The organism is Halosimplex carlsbadense 2-9-1 (assembly GCF_000337455.1).
Classification (GTDB): Archaea; Halobacteriota; Halobacteria; order Halobacteriales; family Haloarculaceae; genus Halosimplex; species Halosimplex carlsbadense.
Genome location: NZ_AOIU01000013.1, coordinates 17,155 through 31,446 on the forward strand (window position 1 = coordinate 17,155; position 14,292 = coordinate 31,446).

16 protein-coding genes and 1 pseudogene are annotated in these 14,292 nt (G+C 70.7%); 8 read left to right on the forward strand and 9 right to left on the reverse strand.

Going from position 1 to position 14,292, the window contains the following annotated elements:
- Positions 1–933, reverse strand: a complete 933-nt coding sequence (locus tag C475_RS05740; protein ID WP_006882840.1) for a rhomboid family intramembrane serine protease — start codon at positions 931–933, stop codon at positions 1–3.
- 197 nt (positions 934–1,130) lie between these two features.
- Between C475_RS05740 and C475_RS05745 the strand changes: the two genes are divergently transcribed.
- Positions 1,131–1,706: a response regulator gene (locus C475_RS05745; protein WP_006882841.1), complete on the forward strand. Its 576-nt coding sequence runs from the start codon at positions 1,131–1,133 to the stop codon at positions 1,704–1,706.
- 81 nt (positions 1,707–1,787) lie between these two features.
- Here C475_RS05745 and C475_RS24235 read toward each other — a convergent pair whose 3' ends face one another.
- From C475_RS24235 to btuC, 3 genes are all read right to left on the reverse strand, one after another.
- Positions 1,788–2,615 carry a CAP domain-containing protein gene (locus C475_RS24235; RefSeq protein ID WP_006882842.1) on the reverse strand — a complete coding sequence of 276 codons (828 nt, stop codon included), beginning with the start codon at positions 2,613–2,615 and terminating at the stop codon, positions 1,788–1,790.
- Between the two features lie 104 nt (positions 2,616–2,719).
- Positions 2,720–4,117, reverse strand: coding sequence for an ATP-binding cassette domain-containing protein (locus tag C475_RS05755; RefSeq protein WP_006882843.1), 1,398 nt, complete (start codon positions 4,115–4,117; stop codon positions 2,720–2,722).
- Positions 4,114–5,217: a vitamin B12 ABC transporter permease BtuC gene (gene btuC / locus C475_RS05760; RefSeq protein WP_006882844.1), complete on the reverse strand. Its 1,104-nt coding sequence runs from the start codon at positions 5,215–5,217 to the stop codon at positions 4,114–4,116. Before btuC ends, C475_RS05755 begins: the two co-directional genes overlap by 4 nt.
- A gap of 64 nt (positions 5,218–5,281) precedes the next feature.
- Between btuC and C475_RS05765 the strand changes: the two genes are divergently transcribed.
- The 3 genes from C475_RS05765 (at position 5,282) to C475_RS05775 (ending at position 7,474) form a co-directional block, all read left to right on the forward strand.
- Positions 5,282–6,544 carry a PGF-CTERM-anchored ABC transporter substrate-binding protein gene (locus C475_RS05765; protein ID WP_006882845.1) on the forward strand — a complete coding sequence of 421 codons (1,263 nt, stop codon included), beginning with the start codon at positions 5,282–5,284 and terminating at the stop codon, positions 6,542–6,544.
- 404 nt (positions 6,545–6,948) lie between these two features.
- Positions 6,949–7,227, forward strand: a complete 279-nt coding sequence (gene srp19 / locus C475_RS05770) for a signal recognition particle subunit SRP19 (RefSeq protein ID WP_006882846.1) — start codon at positions 6,949–6,951, stop codon at positions 7,225–7,227.
- Positions 7,228–7,246: 19 nt separating this feature from the next.
- Positions 7,247–7,474 (forward strand): H/ACA ribonucleoprotein complex subunit GAR1, encoded by a 228-nt coding sequence (locus tag C475_RS05775; RefSeq protein ID WP_006882847.1) that lies wholly within the window; start codon positions 7,247–7,249, stop codon positions 7,472–7,474.
- Positions 7,475–7,593: 119 nt separating this feature from the next.
- On the opposite strand, the gene C475_RS05780 is transcribed toward C475_RS05775, so the two are convergent.
- The gene (locus tag C475_RS05780) at positions 7,594–8,004 is read right to left on the reverse strand and encodes a DUF5518 domain-containing protein (protein WP_006882848.1); all 411 of its coding nucleotides are present in this window, start codon (positions 8,002–8,004) and stop codon (positions 7,594–7,596) included.
- 209 nt (positions 8,005–8,213) lie between these two features.
- On the opposite strand from C475_RS05780, the gene C475_RS05785 reads away from it, so the two are divergent.
- From C475_RS05785 to C475_RS23775, 3 genes are all read left to right on the forward strand, one after another.
- Positions 8,214–9,119: a phosphatase PAP2 family protein gene (locus C475_RS05785; protein WP_006882849.1), complete on the forward strand. Its 906-nt coding sequence runs from the start codon at positions 8,214–8,216 to the stop codon at positions 9,117–9,119.
- A gap of 42 nt (positions 9,120–9,161) precedes the next feature.
- Entirely contained in the window at positions 9,162–10,286 is a 1,125-nt protein-coding gene (locus C475_RS05790; protein ID WP_006882850.1) for a presenilin family intramembrane aspartyl protease PSH, read from the forward strand.
- A gap of 158 nt (positions 10,287–10,444) precedes the next feature.
- Entirely contained in the window at positions 10,445–10,615 is a 171-nt protein-coding gene (locus C475_RS23775) for a hypothetical protein (protein ID WP_161625174.1), read from the forward strand.
- 191 nt (positions 10,616–10,806) lie between these two features.
- Here the strand turns inward: C475_RS23775 and C475_RS05800 are convergent, their stop codons facing one another.
- A complete protein-coding gene (locus tag C475_RS05800; protein ID WP_006882852.1) occupies positions 10,807–11,808 on the reverse strand; it encodes an ornithine cyclodeaminase family protein in 1,002 nt (333 codons plus the stop codon).
- 105 nt (positions 11,809–11,913) lie between these two features.
- A complete protein-coding gene (locus tag C475_RS05805; protein ID WP_006882853.1) occupies positions 11,914–12,132 on the reverse strand; it encodes a hypothetical protein in 219 nt (72 codons plus the stop codon).
- 512 nt (positions 12,133–12,644) lie between these two features.
- On the opposite strand from C475_RS05805, the gene C475_RS24240 reads away from it, so the two are divergent.
- Positions 12,645–12,815, forward strand: coding sequence for a DUF7331 family protein (locus C475_RS24240; protein WP_006882854.1), 171 nt, complete (start codon positions 12,645–12,647; stop codon positions 12,813–12,815).
- Positions 12,816–13,021: 206 nt separating this feature from the next.
- On the opposite strand, the gene C475_RS05810 is transcribed toward C475_RS24240, so the two are convergent.
- Positions 13,022–13,453 (reverse strand): DUF3054 domain-containing protein, encoded by a 432-nt coding sequence (locus C475_RS05810; protein WP_006882855.1) that lies wholly within the window; start codon positions 13,451–13,453, stop codon positions 13,022–13,024.
- 150 nt (positions 13,454–13,603) lie between these two features.
- A pseudogene (locus C475_RS05815) lies at positions 13,604–14,167 on the reverse strand (class I SAM-dependent methyltransferase); the annotation flags it as partial.
- Between the last annotated feature and the right edge of the window lie 125 nt (positions 14,168–14,292).

The following is a 14,292-nucleotide window of genomic DNA, read 5'->3' on the forward strand; positions in this document are numbered from 1 at the left end:
TCAGAACGGACCGCGGCCGCCGGGGCCGCCTGGGCCACCGGGACCGCGACCGCCGGCACCGAACTGCAGTTGCTCGGGGACGCGGCGGCGTCCCTTGACGTGCTGGCCGTACAGCAGGCCGATCCCGAGCCCGAGGAGGTGGGCGAGCTGTGCGGTGCCGCCGGCGCCGATGCCGGTCGAGAGGATCAGGTAGACGGTGTAGCCGGTGTAGCCGACGGTCAGCAGCCACAGCGGTACCGGGAGCAGGAAGTACAGGTACACCGTGAGGTTGGGGTTGAGGACGGTGAGCACGGCCATGATGGCGAGGGCCGCGCCGCTGGCGCCGATGACGCCGGCGACGCCGGGACCTGGGGCCGGGATCCCGCCGTACTGGTAGATCTGGAAGCCGACCTGGCCGAGACCGGCGAGCGCACCGCTCCCGAGGAAGAGGACCGCGAAATCGCGCGACCCGACGTAGTCCTCGACGATGCGGCCGAAGAAGAATATCACGATGCTGTTGATCGCGATGTGACCGAAGCCGCCGTGGGCGAAGATGGAGGTGAACCACGTCCAGACGTACTCGGGGTGGGCCGGCGAGAGCACGAAGATCGGCTCGACGAGGCCCGGCGCGACGATCCGGACCACGAGCTGCAGGAAGAAGGTGACCCACATGAGCCCGAGGAAAGCGTAGGTCATGTTCCCACGGAAGTAGCCCAGCGGGCCGCCGGGGCCGGTGTCGATCCCGAGGCGGTCGCTCAGACCGCCGCCGCCGGAGTCGTCGGCGACGCTGTCGTCGAAGCCGCTATCGAAGACGCCGCCGGGGTCGTCCCAGCTGTCCAGTCCCGGGCAGCCGTGGTTCTCCGGCAGCCGGTGTTCAGCACAGTAGGTGCCGCCGCAGTGGCGACACTGGTACGGCATGTTTTCCTGCTTGCCGCACTCGTCGCACCTCGACATTACTCGGTCTTGGGAGGGTACCGGCAAAGGGATTGTGTTCGAGTCACCGCATACCGGCGAGCCGCCGAGGTCTGCGGGCGGCGCCGGTCGTCACGAACTCGTTCGTCCCGCACGGACAGTCCGTAGAACGCCTGACAATCGGTGACCGTTGGCCGGCACCCACGCACTTACATAGGATCACCGCATCAGATCATGGCGTGAACGAGACGAGTACCGAGCCGCGGGTCCTCATCGTCGACGACGAGGCGGAGGTCGCCGACGTGTACGCGCTGCGCCTCCGTGACGAGTACGACACCGAGACGGCCTACGGGGGCGAGGAGGCCCTGGATGCCGTCGACGAGTCCGTCGACGTGGTCCTGCTCGACCGTCGCATGCCGCAGATATCGGGCGACGAGGTGCTGTCGACGATCCGCGACCGGGGACTGGACATACGGGTCATCATGATCACCGCAGTCGACCCGGACTTCGACATCGTCGACATGCCCTTCGACGACTACCTCTGCAAGCCCGTCCAGAAGGAGGACCTGGTCGCCGCTATCGAGCAGCAGCTCACCGCCGGCCGCTACGACGACCGCCTCACCGAGTACCTGGAGGTCACCTCCAAGATCGCCCTCCTGGAGGCCGAGAAGACCGACGCCGAACTCGACGGCAGCGAGGAGGTCGCCGAACTGCGCGACCGCGCCGCGTCGATCCAGGCCGAGATGGACGAGGCCCTCGCCGAGTTCGACGACTTCCAGGCCGCGTTCAACGAGATCAGTCGCCACGCCGAGTGAGCGCCGTTTCTCCGGACCGTCCGAGCGTTCGCGACCGACCGGCGACCGCTTCGAGCGCGGACCCGGACCCGCTCGCCCGGTTCAACAGACGTTGGCGGTGACGAACACGTCGTTGCGGCGGGTGATCTCGACGCCGACGCCGACCTCGTCGGCGTTCGGGTAGCTCAGCCGCGGTGGGTACGTCGAGGTGTTCCACCACGAGTCGACGATCGTGTGAGCCACGGCGCTCTCGTCGCCGTTGAACCGGCGCGTCCCGTTGTTGCGGTAGGGCTCGCCGGCGATCGTCCGCCCGACCGCTTCGAGGGCGTTGCCGTTGGCGGTCCGGAGCGTGTTGCCGTCGGGTGACGACCACTTGCAGCGGTCGTAGAGCTCGTGATCGCGGTAGCGCTGGACGCTGCTCACGCCGTCGACCCTGTGGATCGCCTCGCCCTGGTCGGCCATCTGGACGCTGTGGCCCCGGGCCATCTCGGCGAGTCGGTCGACCCCCTGGCCCTCGACGGCCAGCGGATCGAGCCCCGCGCTCGCCCGGCGGTCGTTGATGTACTCGCCGACCAGACGCTCGATCTCCCGCTCGTCGAACGCGTCGGCCGGCAGGTCGGTCAGCGCGGGCGTCGCGGTCGGCGTGGCCGTCGGTGTCGGCGTCGGCGTGAGCGTCGGGTACGGCGTGGGCGTCTCGGTCGGTGTCCCCGCGCCCGCCGCGGTCGCGGTCCCCGCCGCCGTCCCCGTCGCAGTCGGCGCCAGCGTCGGCAAATCGGTCGCGTCGACCGCGGTCGCCGTCGAAGGGTCCCCTGTCACCGGCGCGTTCGGCTGGCTCAAGGCGGCGCCGACGAGCACCGCGACGACGACCAGCGCGACCGCCCCGCCCCCCGCGACCAGCAGCGTCGGCTTGTTCACGTCTACGTCGACCATAGTCGGGAATCTGTACGCCCGCCAATAACTGTTGTGTCCACGAGACGAATGCGAGCGACCGGCCTCCGGCCCGACCCGTGGCGGACGAGCGCGCCGCGTCGGATTCAGTCGTCGGCCGAGGCGGGCCGGTCGAGCGCCCGTCGCACCCCGAGCGCGACCGTCTCCGGCGTCGCCCGCGCGGCGGCGTCGACCGTCGGGCCGTCCCGTTCCGCACGAGATCGGTTCACCGACCTATCGTGCCCGCCGTCGTCCGTGGCCGCGTCGCCGGCGAGTCCGGTCGTCGCGCCCCCGTCGTCGTCAGGGCCGACCCGGACCACCGGTCCCTGATCACGGGCGAGCGCCCGGAGCGAGTCGGGCAGCGGGTCGACGGCGACGACGGCGTCGGCCGTCCGCAGGTGCTCGCGAGCGGCGGCCTCGGTCTCGGCGTCGAGCCCGCCGAAGGGGGGTGCGGTCACCACGTCGGCGGCGAGGTCGCGGGCCGTCTCGGCGGCCGCGTCACCGTCGGGAAGCGCGCCGACGGTCACCGTCGCGCCCGCGGTCACCAGCGTCGAGACGACCCGGGCGGCAGCCCCACCGGTGCCGAGGACGTGGACCCGCAGGTCCAGCTCTCCCGGGTCCGACAGCGGCGTCACGGCCGGCGTTCCCGTCACCGGGTTCGACAGGACGGCGGCGTCGGTGTCGAAGGCGGCGCCCACGGTCTCGGCGGTCAGCACCTCGGCGGGCGGACCGACCGCCAGCAGGTCCCCGTCGGCGAGGACGGCCAGCCGGTCGCAGAAGCGCGCCGCCAGATCCAGGTCGTGGATCGCCGCCAGCGCCGCTTTCCCTTCGGCGTCGACCAGGTCGGCGACGAGTTCGAGCGTCCGGACCTGATGGTTCACGTCGAGGCTCGCCGTCGGCTCGTCGAGGACGAGCGCCGGTGTCTCCTGGGCGAGCGCGCGGGCGAGGACGACGCGCTGGCGCTCGCCGCCGCTGAGGGAGGCGACCGCCCGGTCGCGAAAGCGCGCGGTCTCGGTCCGTTCGAGCGCGCGGTCGACCGCCGCCTCCGCGTCGGGGTCGCCGCTGAACCGCCCGTGGTAGGGCGTCCGCCCCATCTCGACGATGTCCGCGACGGAGAAGTCGAAGGCGACCGTCGTGTCCTGGGGCACCGTCGCGACCAGCCGGCTCGCCGCCCGCGAGGAGAGATCGGCGACCCGCTCGCCGCCGACGCGAACCCGGCCCGACTCGGGTTCGAGAACCCCGTTGATCGCCCCCAACAGGGTGGTCTTGCCGGCGCCGTTGGGCCCGACGAGGCCGACGAACTCGCCGCGCTCGACGGACAGCGACACGTCGGCGAGGACCGACAGGTCGCCGTAGGACAGCGACAGGTCGTCGATCTCGATCAGGGGGCCGTCGGCGGCCGCCGTCCGGCGGCGCTCGGCCGCGGCCGCCCCGTCGCCCCGGTCGCCGTCGCCGACGAGTCCGTCGAGCGCCGCCAGCGCGTCGGCGGCGAGGTCGGGGGTCACAACGAATGCACCTCCCGGGTCCGGAGCAGGTAGAGGAAGAAGGGCGCGCCCAGCGCGGCGGTGACGATGCCGACGGGGACCTCCACGCTCCCCGAGCGGGCGACGGTGTCCGTCGCGACGAGGAAAGCGCCGCCGGCGACGGCGCTCGCCGGGAGCAAGACCCGGTGGTCGGGGCCGACGAGCAGCCGCATGATGTGCGGGACGACGAGGCCGACGAAGCCGATCGAGCCGGCGACCGCGACGGCCGCCGCGGTGGCGACGCTGGAGACCGCCAGCAGGATCCGTTTGGTCCGCTCGACTTCGATACCCAGCGTGTGGGCGTCGGTCTCGCCGAGCAGGAGGACGTTGAGGTCGCGGCCGTAGGCCAGCAGGACGGCGAAACAGAGCGCGGCGACGGGAACGGTCATCGCCACGTCCGTCCAGGCGGCGTTGCGGAGCAGCCCGCCCATCAGCCAGTACAGCGCCTGTTCGAGGCTTTCGCCGGCCCGCAACAGCAGGTAGGAGACGACCGCACCGAGCAGCGTCTGGATCGCGACGCCCGCGAGCAGGAGCGTCGCGGTGGGCGTCCGCCCGCCCTCGGTCGCGACGAGGTAGACGACGAACGCGCTGACGACCGCGCCGACGAACGCGGCCGTCTGGAGGGCGTACGGTCCCGAAAACGAGAGAGCGATGGTCGCGACCGCGCCGACGGCGGCGCCCGAGGAGACGCCGATGATGGAGGGGTCGGCCATCGGGTTGCGGAAGAAGCCCTGCATCACGGTGCCGGCGGCGGCCAGGGCGAACCCGACCGTCGCCGCCAGCGCGATCCGCGGCAGGCGGATCCGCCGGACGATCGTCTCGCTCGTCGAATCGACCGGGAACGAGAAGAGGTACGTGTAGGAGATCTCGGGGACCGGCACCGTCGCAGAGGCGCCGAACAGCGCGACGGCCCCGCTGCCGACGCCGAGGCCCGTGGGCACGCCGACGGCGTTGAGCGCCGCTCTCGCGACCGTCGGTAGGGGGACGCTGACCGGCCCGACGGTGGCGCTGACGAGCGCGACGGCAACCAGCAGGCCGGTCAGCCCCGCCGACCACCCCGCGGTCCGCGTCCGGACTGCCATATCGACATCAAGTCTGGTTGCAGTAGGTAAATATTTATTGCAAAAGGTCGCAGGCCCGGACGCCATGAGAGACGCGACGGCAGTCGTCGGTGCGGCGCTGCTGGTGCTGGCGGCGGTGGGTGCGGTGCCCGCCGCGGCCGGCGCTGGCGCGGCGACGGGTGCATCGGACGTGGGTGCGGCGAGCGCGGGTGCGCTCGCGGACGCCCACTGCACGTATCCGATGACCGTCACCGACGCGACGGACACGGAGGTAACGATCGACGAGGACCCCGAGCGGCTTGCCGCGCTCGCGCCGAGCGCGGCGCAGATCCTCTGGAGCATCGGCGCGCAAAACGAGACCGTCGGGATCCCGATCAACCCCTACACGTCCTACCTCGACGGGCGCGAGGGCAAGACCGACGTAGCGACCAACAGGAGCGCGGTCATCACCGAGGCCGTGGTCGGCGCCCAGCCGGATCTGGTGCTCGCGCCGAACGTCGTCCCCAACGAGACCGTCGAGGCGCTGCGCTCCAGCGGCCTGACGGTCTACAAGTTCGAGGCGGCGTCGGACCTCGAGGACGTGGCCGCCAAGATCGAGCTGTACGGCCAGCTCACCGGCAACTACGACGCGGCGGGGCGGACGAGCGCCGAGATGCAGGGCCAGGTTCAGGCGGTCCGCGACGCCGTGAGCGGTGAGGACCAGCCTCGGGTGTTCTTCTCGCTCGGCAGCGGGTACACCGCCGGCGAGGACACGTTCGTCGGTCAGATCGTCGCCGCGGCGGGCGGCGACAACATCGCCGCCGGCGAGATCAACACCTCCAACGGCTACGGCACGCTCAGCAACGAGATCATCACCGAGAAAGACCCCGAGTGGATCGTCCAGAACGGCCAGTTCGGCTCGGTCCCGAACACCGCGGCGTTCAACGGGACCACTGCGGTCCAGGAGGGCAACGTCGTCCGCGTGAACCGCAACTTCATGACCCAGAACGGGCCGAAGAACGTCGAGGCGCTGAAGACCATCGCCCAGGCGCTCCACCCCGAGGCCTACGAAGCGATCGACTTCTCGGCCGTGGAGACGCCCCAGCCCGCGACGTGTTCGACGCCGACCGCGACGCCGTCCGCTGCCCCGCCGACGGACAGCACGCCCGAGAGCGAGGGTGGGTCGGCCGCGACGGCGACGGCGACGACGATGGACAGCGATGGCACCGCGACGCCGACCGCCGAGTCCGAGAACGGCGCGGGGTCGCCCGTCGGGACGACCACCAGCGGTGACGGCCCCGGCTTCGGCGCTGCGACGGCGCTCGTCGCGCTGCTGGCCGGCGCACTCGTCGCTCGACGCCGTCGATAGCGTTTCGGTTCGACCGCGATTTTTTCGATGTGAGTGTACGGGTGCCGAGACGAATCGTGAGCAACCGCGACCGCAGACCTGTGAAAGCCCCCAGCCGTCTTCGGTCGCCCCTTTCGTTCCCACCCGCACAGACTGATCGACCAGCCGACACGGGTGGGAATGAAAGGGGCCGCTCGCTCGCCGAACCCCGGGGACGCAAGTACCGCAGGGAGTGGAGCGAGCGAGGAGCACAGCGAACCGCGGGAGTCGAACGCGTCGGGGCTTTCACGCTGTTCGCGATGGCGCGGTCCCGTTCACCCGCGGTCAAGTACGCCGCTCCCGGAACCGCTCCAGACGATCGACGTCGTACGTTACGTCGCGCCGACCGGAAAGACCCTTACGTAGCCCGGTTCTCAGGTGCGCGTATGGTCGAGAACGTCATCTGGCCGGCGGCGCTCGACGCCTCCTGCACGCGCAGCGAGGGGCGTCGGGTGGCGAGAGACCTCGCCGTGCCCGAGCCGACGGTCGACGAGATCGCACAGGCCGTCCAGCAGGTGGGTTACGACGCCGTCATCGAGCGGGACATGACCTACCCCCGCGAGTACGAACCCCGCGGGCGCGTCCTCGTCAAGGACGCCGACGACGCGAGCAAGAGCGACCTGCTGGGCGCGGTCGCCGCGTATCTCGGCGTCATCCGGGAGTGACCGCGGTGGAGGATCCACAGTGAAACGCGTCGGCGAGGTCGTCCGGATCGCCCAGCACCTCGCGGTCGTCCGCGCGCCCGACGCCGACCACGTCGACATCGGCACGCCCGTCGTCGACGAGAACCTCGACGACCTGGGTCGCGTCGTCGACGTGTTCGGACCGATCGAACGGCCCTACCTGGCCGTCACGACCGACGACGACGTGCATCTGCCGGCACTCGTCGGCTCGGCGCTGTACGCTCGCTGACCGTACGGTGGACGAACGGACGGGAGGCGGCGAGCGAACGATACGCGGTGAGCGGAGGATAAGCGGCGAGCGATACGTCGCTGGACGGCGGTCGGTTCTTTTCCCGAAAAAGTGGGTGTTCAGGTGCTCGGGGAGGTCATCTCCGCGGGTTCCTCGCGGTTCATCATGCCGCCGATGGCGCCGCCGAGGGTGGCCGGGATCGCCCCGAGAGCGACGAGTACGAGCGCGGCGAGCGCGACGCTGACGGTCGCGAAGACGCCGCCGAGCGAGAGTTCGACGACCGAGACGGCGAGACCGAGCGCGGTCAACGCCGCGATGACCGCGATCGCGCCGATGGTGCCGGCGAGGAAGCCGTTCCAGGCGCCGTCGACGGTCCCGGTGTGAGCGACGTAGCCCGCGAGGAAGCCGCCGACGACCGCGCCGAGGGCGGTCCCGAACACTGCGAGCGGTCCGACGAACGCGCCGACGATGCCCAACACGATGATGGTGAGAAAGCCGATCCCGACGGCGCGCCAGTTAGTTACTACCATAGTGTTTAGCGGTAGGTGCCGTACGGAGATAAGCGAGTATTGGCCGTTACGGTGGGATACGTGCCGATACGCGCACAATCGTGAACGTTTCAGTGCTTTTTGAAGGTCCGAGGAGGACCTACGGGACCGAAATCGCGCTCTGGCGAGCGTCGCGCCCCCTGCGTCTGTCGCCACACGCCTTACACGGCTCCGGCCACAACGGCGGACGGATGCAGCTGTTCCCGAACGGGCGCGGCGTCGGTGTCACGGAGACGCTCCACGGGCTCGCGGAGTGGCCGGTCGTCCTGCTGTTCGGGCTGGTCACCCAGCTCGGCGACGGCTGGTTCCTCTTCGTCCTCGGCGGCGCGCTGTTCGTCGCCGGCGAGGCGTTCCCGCTGGCCGGGGTCGACCGCCGGCGCGCGCTGTTCGTCTTCGGGCTGGCGCTGACCTACGTCGCCGTCATCGGGGCGCTCAAGGGATTTTTCGGGCTCGGCCGACCCCCCGGCGCGACCGAACCGCTGGCGCTGGCGTTGTCGCCGGGGGCGCTGTCGACGCTGCTGGAGAGCGCCACGACGGCCGACGGGCCGGGGTTCCCCAGCGGTCACGCGCTCGGGACGACGATGGTCTGGGGCGGGCTGGCGCTGGTCGTCGACTGGGGGACGAGCCGTCAGCGCTTCGCCGGCGCCGCCGCGGTCGTCGGGCTCGTCTCGCTCTCGCGGCTCGTCCTCGGGGTCCACTACCTCGTCGACGTGGTCGTCGGGACCGCGGTCGGCGCGCTCGTGCTCGGCGCGCTCTACCGGTTCGCCGACGGGGGGACCGAGCCCGGACGGGTCCTGGGTGTCGCCGTCGCCGTGGGGGTCCTCGGCCTCCTCAACGGGCTCACGTTCGACAGCGTGGCTGCGATCGGCGGCGCCGTCGGCGGCTGGGTCGTCTGGCGAGCGGTCGCCGATTCGACGCCCGTCCACCCGACGAGCGGCAGGGAGGTCCTCGCTGGGTTCGGCGTTCTCGCGGGTGCCGGAGTGCTGTTCGCCGCGCTCGAAGCGTACGAGCCGCCGCTGGTGCTGGCGTTCGCCGGGACCGCGGTCGCCGTCGGCGGTGTCGTGGGCGCGCCGCTACTGGGCGAGCGCGCGGTGTGAGCGCAACGTAACCCTCAAACGCGTCGTGTCCGAGGTATCGGCATGGACCAGCGGTCGCGCGCGTACGTCGCTTCGGGGGCTATCGTCGGCATCTTCCTGCTCGTCCAGCTCGGGGCGCTCGCGCTGGTCGGCCCGTTCCAGTCGGCGGGCTACCAGGCCACCGCCGACCCCCAGGACCCGACGAACAGCCTCGTCTACGTCGCCTTCATCCTCGTGATGACCGGGGTGATGCTGGCGATCATCCGCTTCGACGTCGACTGGCTGCTCCGGCTCCTGCTCGTCGGGACCGGCGCGTACGTCGGCCTGTTCGTCTTCCGGGTGCTCGTCCCGCCCGTCTTGACCGTCCCGCTCGGGGGCGTCTCGCTCAACGCCGTCGCCTGGGCCGGGGGGCTCCTGCTTGGCGTCGCGCTGTGGGTCCACCCGGAGTGGTACGTCATCGACGCCGCGGGGGTCGTGATGGGCGCCGGCGCGGCGGCCCTGTTCGGCATCAGCTTCGGCGTCCTCCCGGCGCTCATCCTGCTGACCGTCCTCGCCGTCTACGACGCGATCAGCGTCTACGGCACCGAACACATGCTGACGCTGGCCTCCGGCGTCATGGAACTCAAGGTACCCATCGTCCTCGTCGTCCCGCTGTCGCTGTCCTATTCGTATCTCGACGCCGGGACGCCCGCCGCGGTCGACGACGACGGCGACGCAGAAGACGCGGACGCTCCGGACGACCCGGAACGCACGTCCACCGACGGCGACGCGGTCGGCGCAGACGAGGCCGCGACGCCGGCCGCCAACGGCGGGTCAGTCGGGGAACCGACGGCGGACGCCGACGCGGCTGGGGACGCCGACGACGACTCCGAACTCGACCGCGAGGCGCTGTTCATCGGGCTGGGCGACGCGGTGATCCCGACGGTGTTGGTCGCGAGCGCGGCCTTCTTCGCGCCCGCGACGGTCCCCACCGTCGACCTGCTGGTGGTCTCGGCGGCGCTCCCGGCGCTGACCGCCATGGTCGGGACGACCGCCGGGCTGGTCGTCCTGCTGTGGATGGTCCTCAAGGGCCGCGCCCACGCCGGCCTCCCCCTGCTCAACGGCGGCACTATCGCCGGCTACCTCCTCGGCGCCGTCGCCAGCGGGCTCTCGCTCGCCCAGGCGACCGGGGTCACTCCCTACCTGTGAGGGCTCATCCCGACACTCGAATGGTCGGTTCTATCCGAATAAATGAATCGTTGGCGGAGGGAAGCCGTCGTATTGGGGACGTATATACAGAATATTAGGACGTTCGGTGGCGTATGTCCACAACGCTTTAGGGGGTGTGTGAGAGGATCACAGATAGGATGAGCAAGAGCGAACCGTCGACCTCGGCGACTCCGAAGCGATCGGCCACGCCGCGGCTCAGTTTCCGCGCCGGAAGCGACCGCGGTTGCCCCCACTGCGGCGACGTGGCGCTGGCGTTCGACCCGAGCGCGGACCGCGCCCGCTGCCGGAGTTGCGGCGAGGCGGTCTGACCGGAGACCACCATGAGCATCGGCGACAGATCGCGCGACCGGGTCGGTAATCGTCTGACAGCCCGGAGCGACCGCGCGACACAGGGACCGTGTTCGTACTGTGGGCTCTCGTCGACCGACGGCGGCACGACTGCCCGGCCTGCGGTATCACGGTCGAAGACGGCGACTGACCGGTCGAGCCGTCCGGCGGTTCACTCCTCGAAGGCCCGGCTCGCGGGCAGGAACTCGATCTCCTCCCCCAGTCCGGCGTCGACGGCTCTCTCGTAGAGCATGTGTGCAGCGGCGACCGTCTCGATGGCGGTGCCGCCGCTGTCGAACAGCGTCACTTGGTCGTCGCGAGTCCGGCCCGGTTCGACGCCGGCGACGACCTCTCCGAGTTCGGCGTGGACGTGGTCGTCGCCGATCGCGCCCTCCTCGCGAGCGAGCAGGTAGGCGCCGGCGTCGCGCTCGACGCGCTCGCGCAGGTCCGGGACGTACGTCGACCGCGCCACCGTCTCGCCGTCGACCTCGCGTTTCTCCGGGTCGTACTGTCCCATGCAGGTGACGTGGGCGCCGTCGGCCAGATCGCTCCCCTCGAACACCGGTTCCGAGGCGGTCGTGGCGGTGATCACCACGTCCGCGTCGGCGACCGCGTCTGCGCTGGAGTCGACGGCCCGAACCGTCGGGTCGAGGTCCGCGTCCATCGCACCGGCGAACGACTCTCGGCGCTCGGGCGTCGGCGAGAAGACGCGAACCGTGTCGAAGTCGCGGACGGTGACGGCCGCGCGGATCTGGCCGCGGGCCTGCGAGCCGCTCCCGATCACGGCGAGGTCGGTCACGTCGTCGCGGGCGAGGGCGTCGACACCGACCGCACCGGTCGCGCCCGTCTTGAACGGGTTGAGGCTCGCGCCGTCGAAGACGGCCAGCGGCGCGCCGGTCTCGGCGTCGAACAGCGGGAGGACGAAGTGGGCGTCACCCGACCCGAAGCCGCCGGTGTACATGTACCCGCCCATCGCGCCCGTCTCGGGCAGGATCGCGGTGTAGCCGGTGAGCATCCCCGGCGGGTCGCCGCCGGTGAGTCGCGTGCGCGGACGAGCCGGTGCGCCCTCGCCGCGCTGTCGGTACCCCTCGCGGACCGCCTCGACGTACGCTTCGGGCGTCGCGAGTCCCCGCACGTCGTCGCTGGTCAGGAACAGCGCCGTGCCGTCTGTCATAGCGTCCGATAGGGCCAGCGGCGGCTTAGGGGTGTGGGAACGCGAAGAAGGTGAGAGAACCGAGAGATCGCAAAGCAGACGAGGGGAACGGAGCAGCCCGGACGTTCAGTCGGCGGGCTGGAACCCGTCGTCCGCCGGGGCCGAACGCGGCGCCGAGTCGACGGGACCGTTGACGAACATCGCGTGACCGATGAGGCCGACGGCCACGACGGACGCGATCGGGATGGCCGTCGTGAGCGCGAAGCCGAGGACGCTGAGCAGGGCCGCGATGCCACCGAGCGCGAGCGGGATGAGGCCGAGAACGAGGTCGTAGTATCGAGTCATAATGTATCATGAACTACAGGGTAGTAATACATAAGCGTTCCCCAAAATGAGTCGGTACCATTCTTTATTACCCCTGCATACTTGCTCTGTAGCCACTGAGTAACTAACAGAAAACATCTCCATAACTTATCAATCGGCTTCGGCGGTGCGAACCCCTCGAACGCCGCGAAATCGAGCGCCGCGCAGTCCGGAGTCGGTCCCGAGGCTTCAGGCCACTACAGAGCGAACCGCGACCGACGTCGGGCCGGACGCTCGTGCCGACGGTCGGATCTGCCGGTCGGTCACTGGGCGCCGCCACTGTACACCCGCGCCACCTGCTATCACGATCGAGAATTTCGACGGCGGAAGACGGCCCGGACGATCGTCGGCAAGGCCGAATAAACGTGGTGAATGCGTCGTAGAGCATCTCGTACGGCCATTATCCCGTGTGATACTCTGGCACATGCACTTATGGTCGGGTATCGGCAAGATAGCGATGGAGGTCGAGGCGGCACGCGCCGGCTCACGATACAATGACGCCAGACGCAACGGACGACCCCGACGGACGAACCGGATCGGACGAGGAACGGCGACGCTACGCCGAACTCAACATCGGCGACGAGGAGTTCGTCATCTACGACCGCGAGAACCACCAGGCGTGGCTCCAGTCGACAGTCGCCGTTCCGGTCGAGGAGTCCCAATGACGGCGGATCCCGACGGGGTCGCCCTCGGCGCGGACGTCTCCCTCTGGTATCGGACGACAGACTGACCCCCCACACCCACCCCACCGCAGCGATCCACCCCCTGCGTTCACCTGCCCCTGTGCGGTACTGTCGGGCGCGGTCGTCAACCGCGCCGCTTTCTCTCTTCGTTCCAGCGACGCGACACGCGTCCAGTGACGCGAGCGAGGTCAGCCGTCCGACGCGAGGACGCTCACCGCGATGCGCCACGGAACCAGCAGCGCGAGCGTGACGACGACCGAGACGACGAAGAAGGTGGCCGCGGCCCCGCCCGGGACGACCGCGGTCGCCCGGAGCGCCTGCGCGATCAGCGCCGCGCCGATCCAGGCGGGCACGGTCCGCGCGACCGCTCGTCTCGCGGAGTCGTAGGCGTCGGCCGTGTAGGCCCCGGCGAGCAGGGCGGCGACCGCCCAGCCCGCGGCGAACGTGAGCACCGTGGCCGCGACGCGGCCCGGGTTCGCCGTCGGGTCGATGCTCTCGTGGCCGGCCGTCACGCCCAGCAGGACGAACGCGGCGATACAGGCCAGGTCCCCGAGCGCGACCAGCGCCGTGAACGGCACGGGTTCGACGCGGTGGGCGAGCGCCGTGCGAACGGATGTCATCACTCGAAGGGAGGCGTCGCCGCCCCTTCACTGGTTCGATGGGGCGTCGGCGTGACGACTGTCGTCAGCCGTTCCCTCGGCGTCGCGGGCGCCGTCGGTCGTCCCGTCGGCACTCTCGGCCGGCGCGCCTTCCTCGCCCGTCCCCGCGGGTTTGACGCCCGCGACCGTGTAGCCGAACCCGCGGTCGGGGACCGACGCTCGAAACCCGCCGGCCGCCATGCGGTCGGCCAGCGCGTCGGCGGCGAGAAAGCGCGAGTCGAAGCCGACGAGGCGTTCGGCCGCGACCAGTCCCCGACCCCGGAGCGTCGTCGGGTCGAACTCCCGGATCACGAGCGCGCCACCGGGCCGAAGCGCGCGGTAGGCCGCCGCCACCACGCCGTCGGCGTCGGCCATGTGGTGCAGCGCGTCGACGACGAGGACCGCGTCGATCGATTGGTCGGCGACCGGGAGCCGGGCGGCGTCGCCCTGGACGGTTTCGAGCCCGTGACCGCGGGCCTCCCGGAGCATCCCCCGGGCCGCGTCGAGGACGACCGACTGTGGGACGTCCAGCGCGCGCGAAGCGCGCCCGGTCCCGCCGCCGACATCGAGGACCCGTTCGACCGGTCGCTCGGCCAGGTCCAGCCCCGCCGTCAGCGTCGTCGGGTCGGCCGCGTACATCGCCCGGTCGTACAGGCGCGCGAACCGGTGGAAGACGCCTACGTCACCGAGTGCCATGCCGCCGACTACGGTTTCCTCCGGAATAACGGTGGCCGCGGCGGAGACGGGGGCCACCGGCGGGGACGATGCCCCGAGTCGGCCTCCGCTCACCGCGTCCTACAAGGGGCCGCGTCCGGTAGCCA

Excerpts from the sequence above, each read along its gene's own strand:
- C475_RS05740 (WP_006882840.1), bottom strand. The coding sequence starts at position 933 with ATGTCGAGGTGCGACGAGTGCGGCAAGCAGGAAAACATGCCGTACCAG.
- C475_RS24235 (WP_006882842.1), bottom strand. The coding sequence starts at position 2,615 with ATGGTCGACGTAGACGTGAACAAGCCGACGCTGCTGGTCGCGGGGGGC.
- btuC (WP_006882844.1), bottom strand. The coding sequence starts at position 5,217 with ATGGCAGTCCGGACGCGGACCGCGGGGTGGTCGGCGGGGCTGACCGGC.
- C475_RS05765 (WP_006882845.1), top strand. The coding sequence starts at position 5,282 with ATGAGAGACGCGACGGCAGTCGTCGGTGCGGCGCTGCTGGTGCTGGCG.
- srp19 (WP_006882846.1), top strand. The coding sequence starts at position 6,949 with ATGGTCGAGAACGTCATCTGGCCGGCGGCGCTCGACGCCTCCTGCACG.
- C475_RS05780 (WP_006882848.1), bottom strand. The coding sequence starts at position 8,004 with ATGGTAGTAACTAACTGGCGCGCCGTCGGGATCGGCTTTCTCACCATC.
- C475_RS05785 (WP_006882849.1), top strand. The coding sequence starts at position 8,214 with ATGCAGCTGTTCCCGAACGGGCGCGGCGTCGGTGTCACGGAGACGCTC.
- C475_RS05790 (WP_006882850.1), top strand. The coding sequence starts at position 9,162 with ATGGACCAGCGGTCGCGCGCGTACGTCGCTTCGGGGGCTATCGTCGGC.
- C475_RS23775 (WP_161625174.1), top strand. The coding sequence starts at position 10,445 with ATGAGCAAGAGCGAACCGTCGACCTCGGCGACTCCGAAGCGATCGGCC.
- C475_RS05800 (WP_006882852.1), bottom strand. The coding sequence starts at position 11,808 with ATGACAGACGGCACGGCGCTGTTCCTGACCAGCGACGACGTGCGGGGA.
- C475_RS05805 (WP_006882853.1), bottom strand. The coding sequence starts at position 12,132 with ATGACTCGATACTACGACCTCGTTCTCGGCCTCATCCCGCTCGCGCTC.
- C475_RS24240 (WP_006882854.1), top strand. The coding sequence starts at position 12,645 with ATGACGCCAGACGCAACGGACGACCCCGACGGACGAACCGGATCGGAC.
- C475_RS05810 (WP_006882855.1), bottom strand. The coding sequence starts at position 13,453 with ATGACATCCGTTCGCACGGCGCTCGCCCACCGCGTCGAACCCGTGCCG.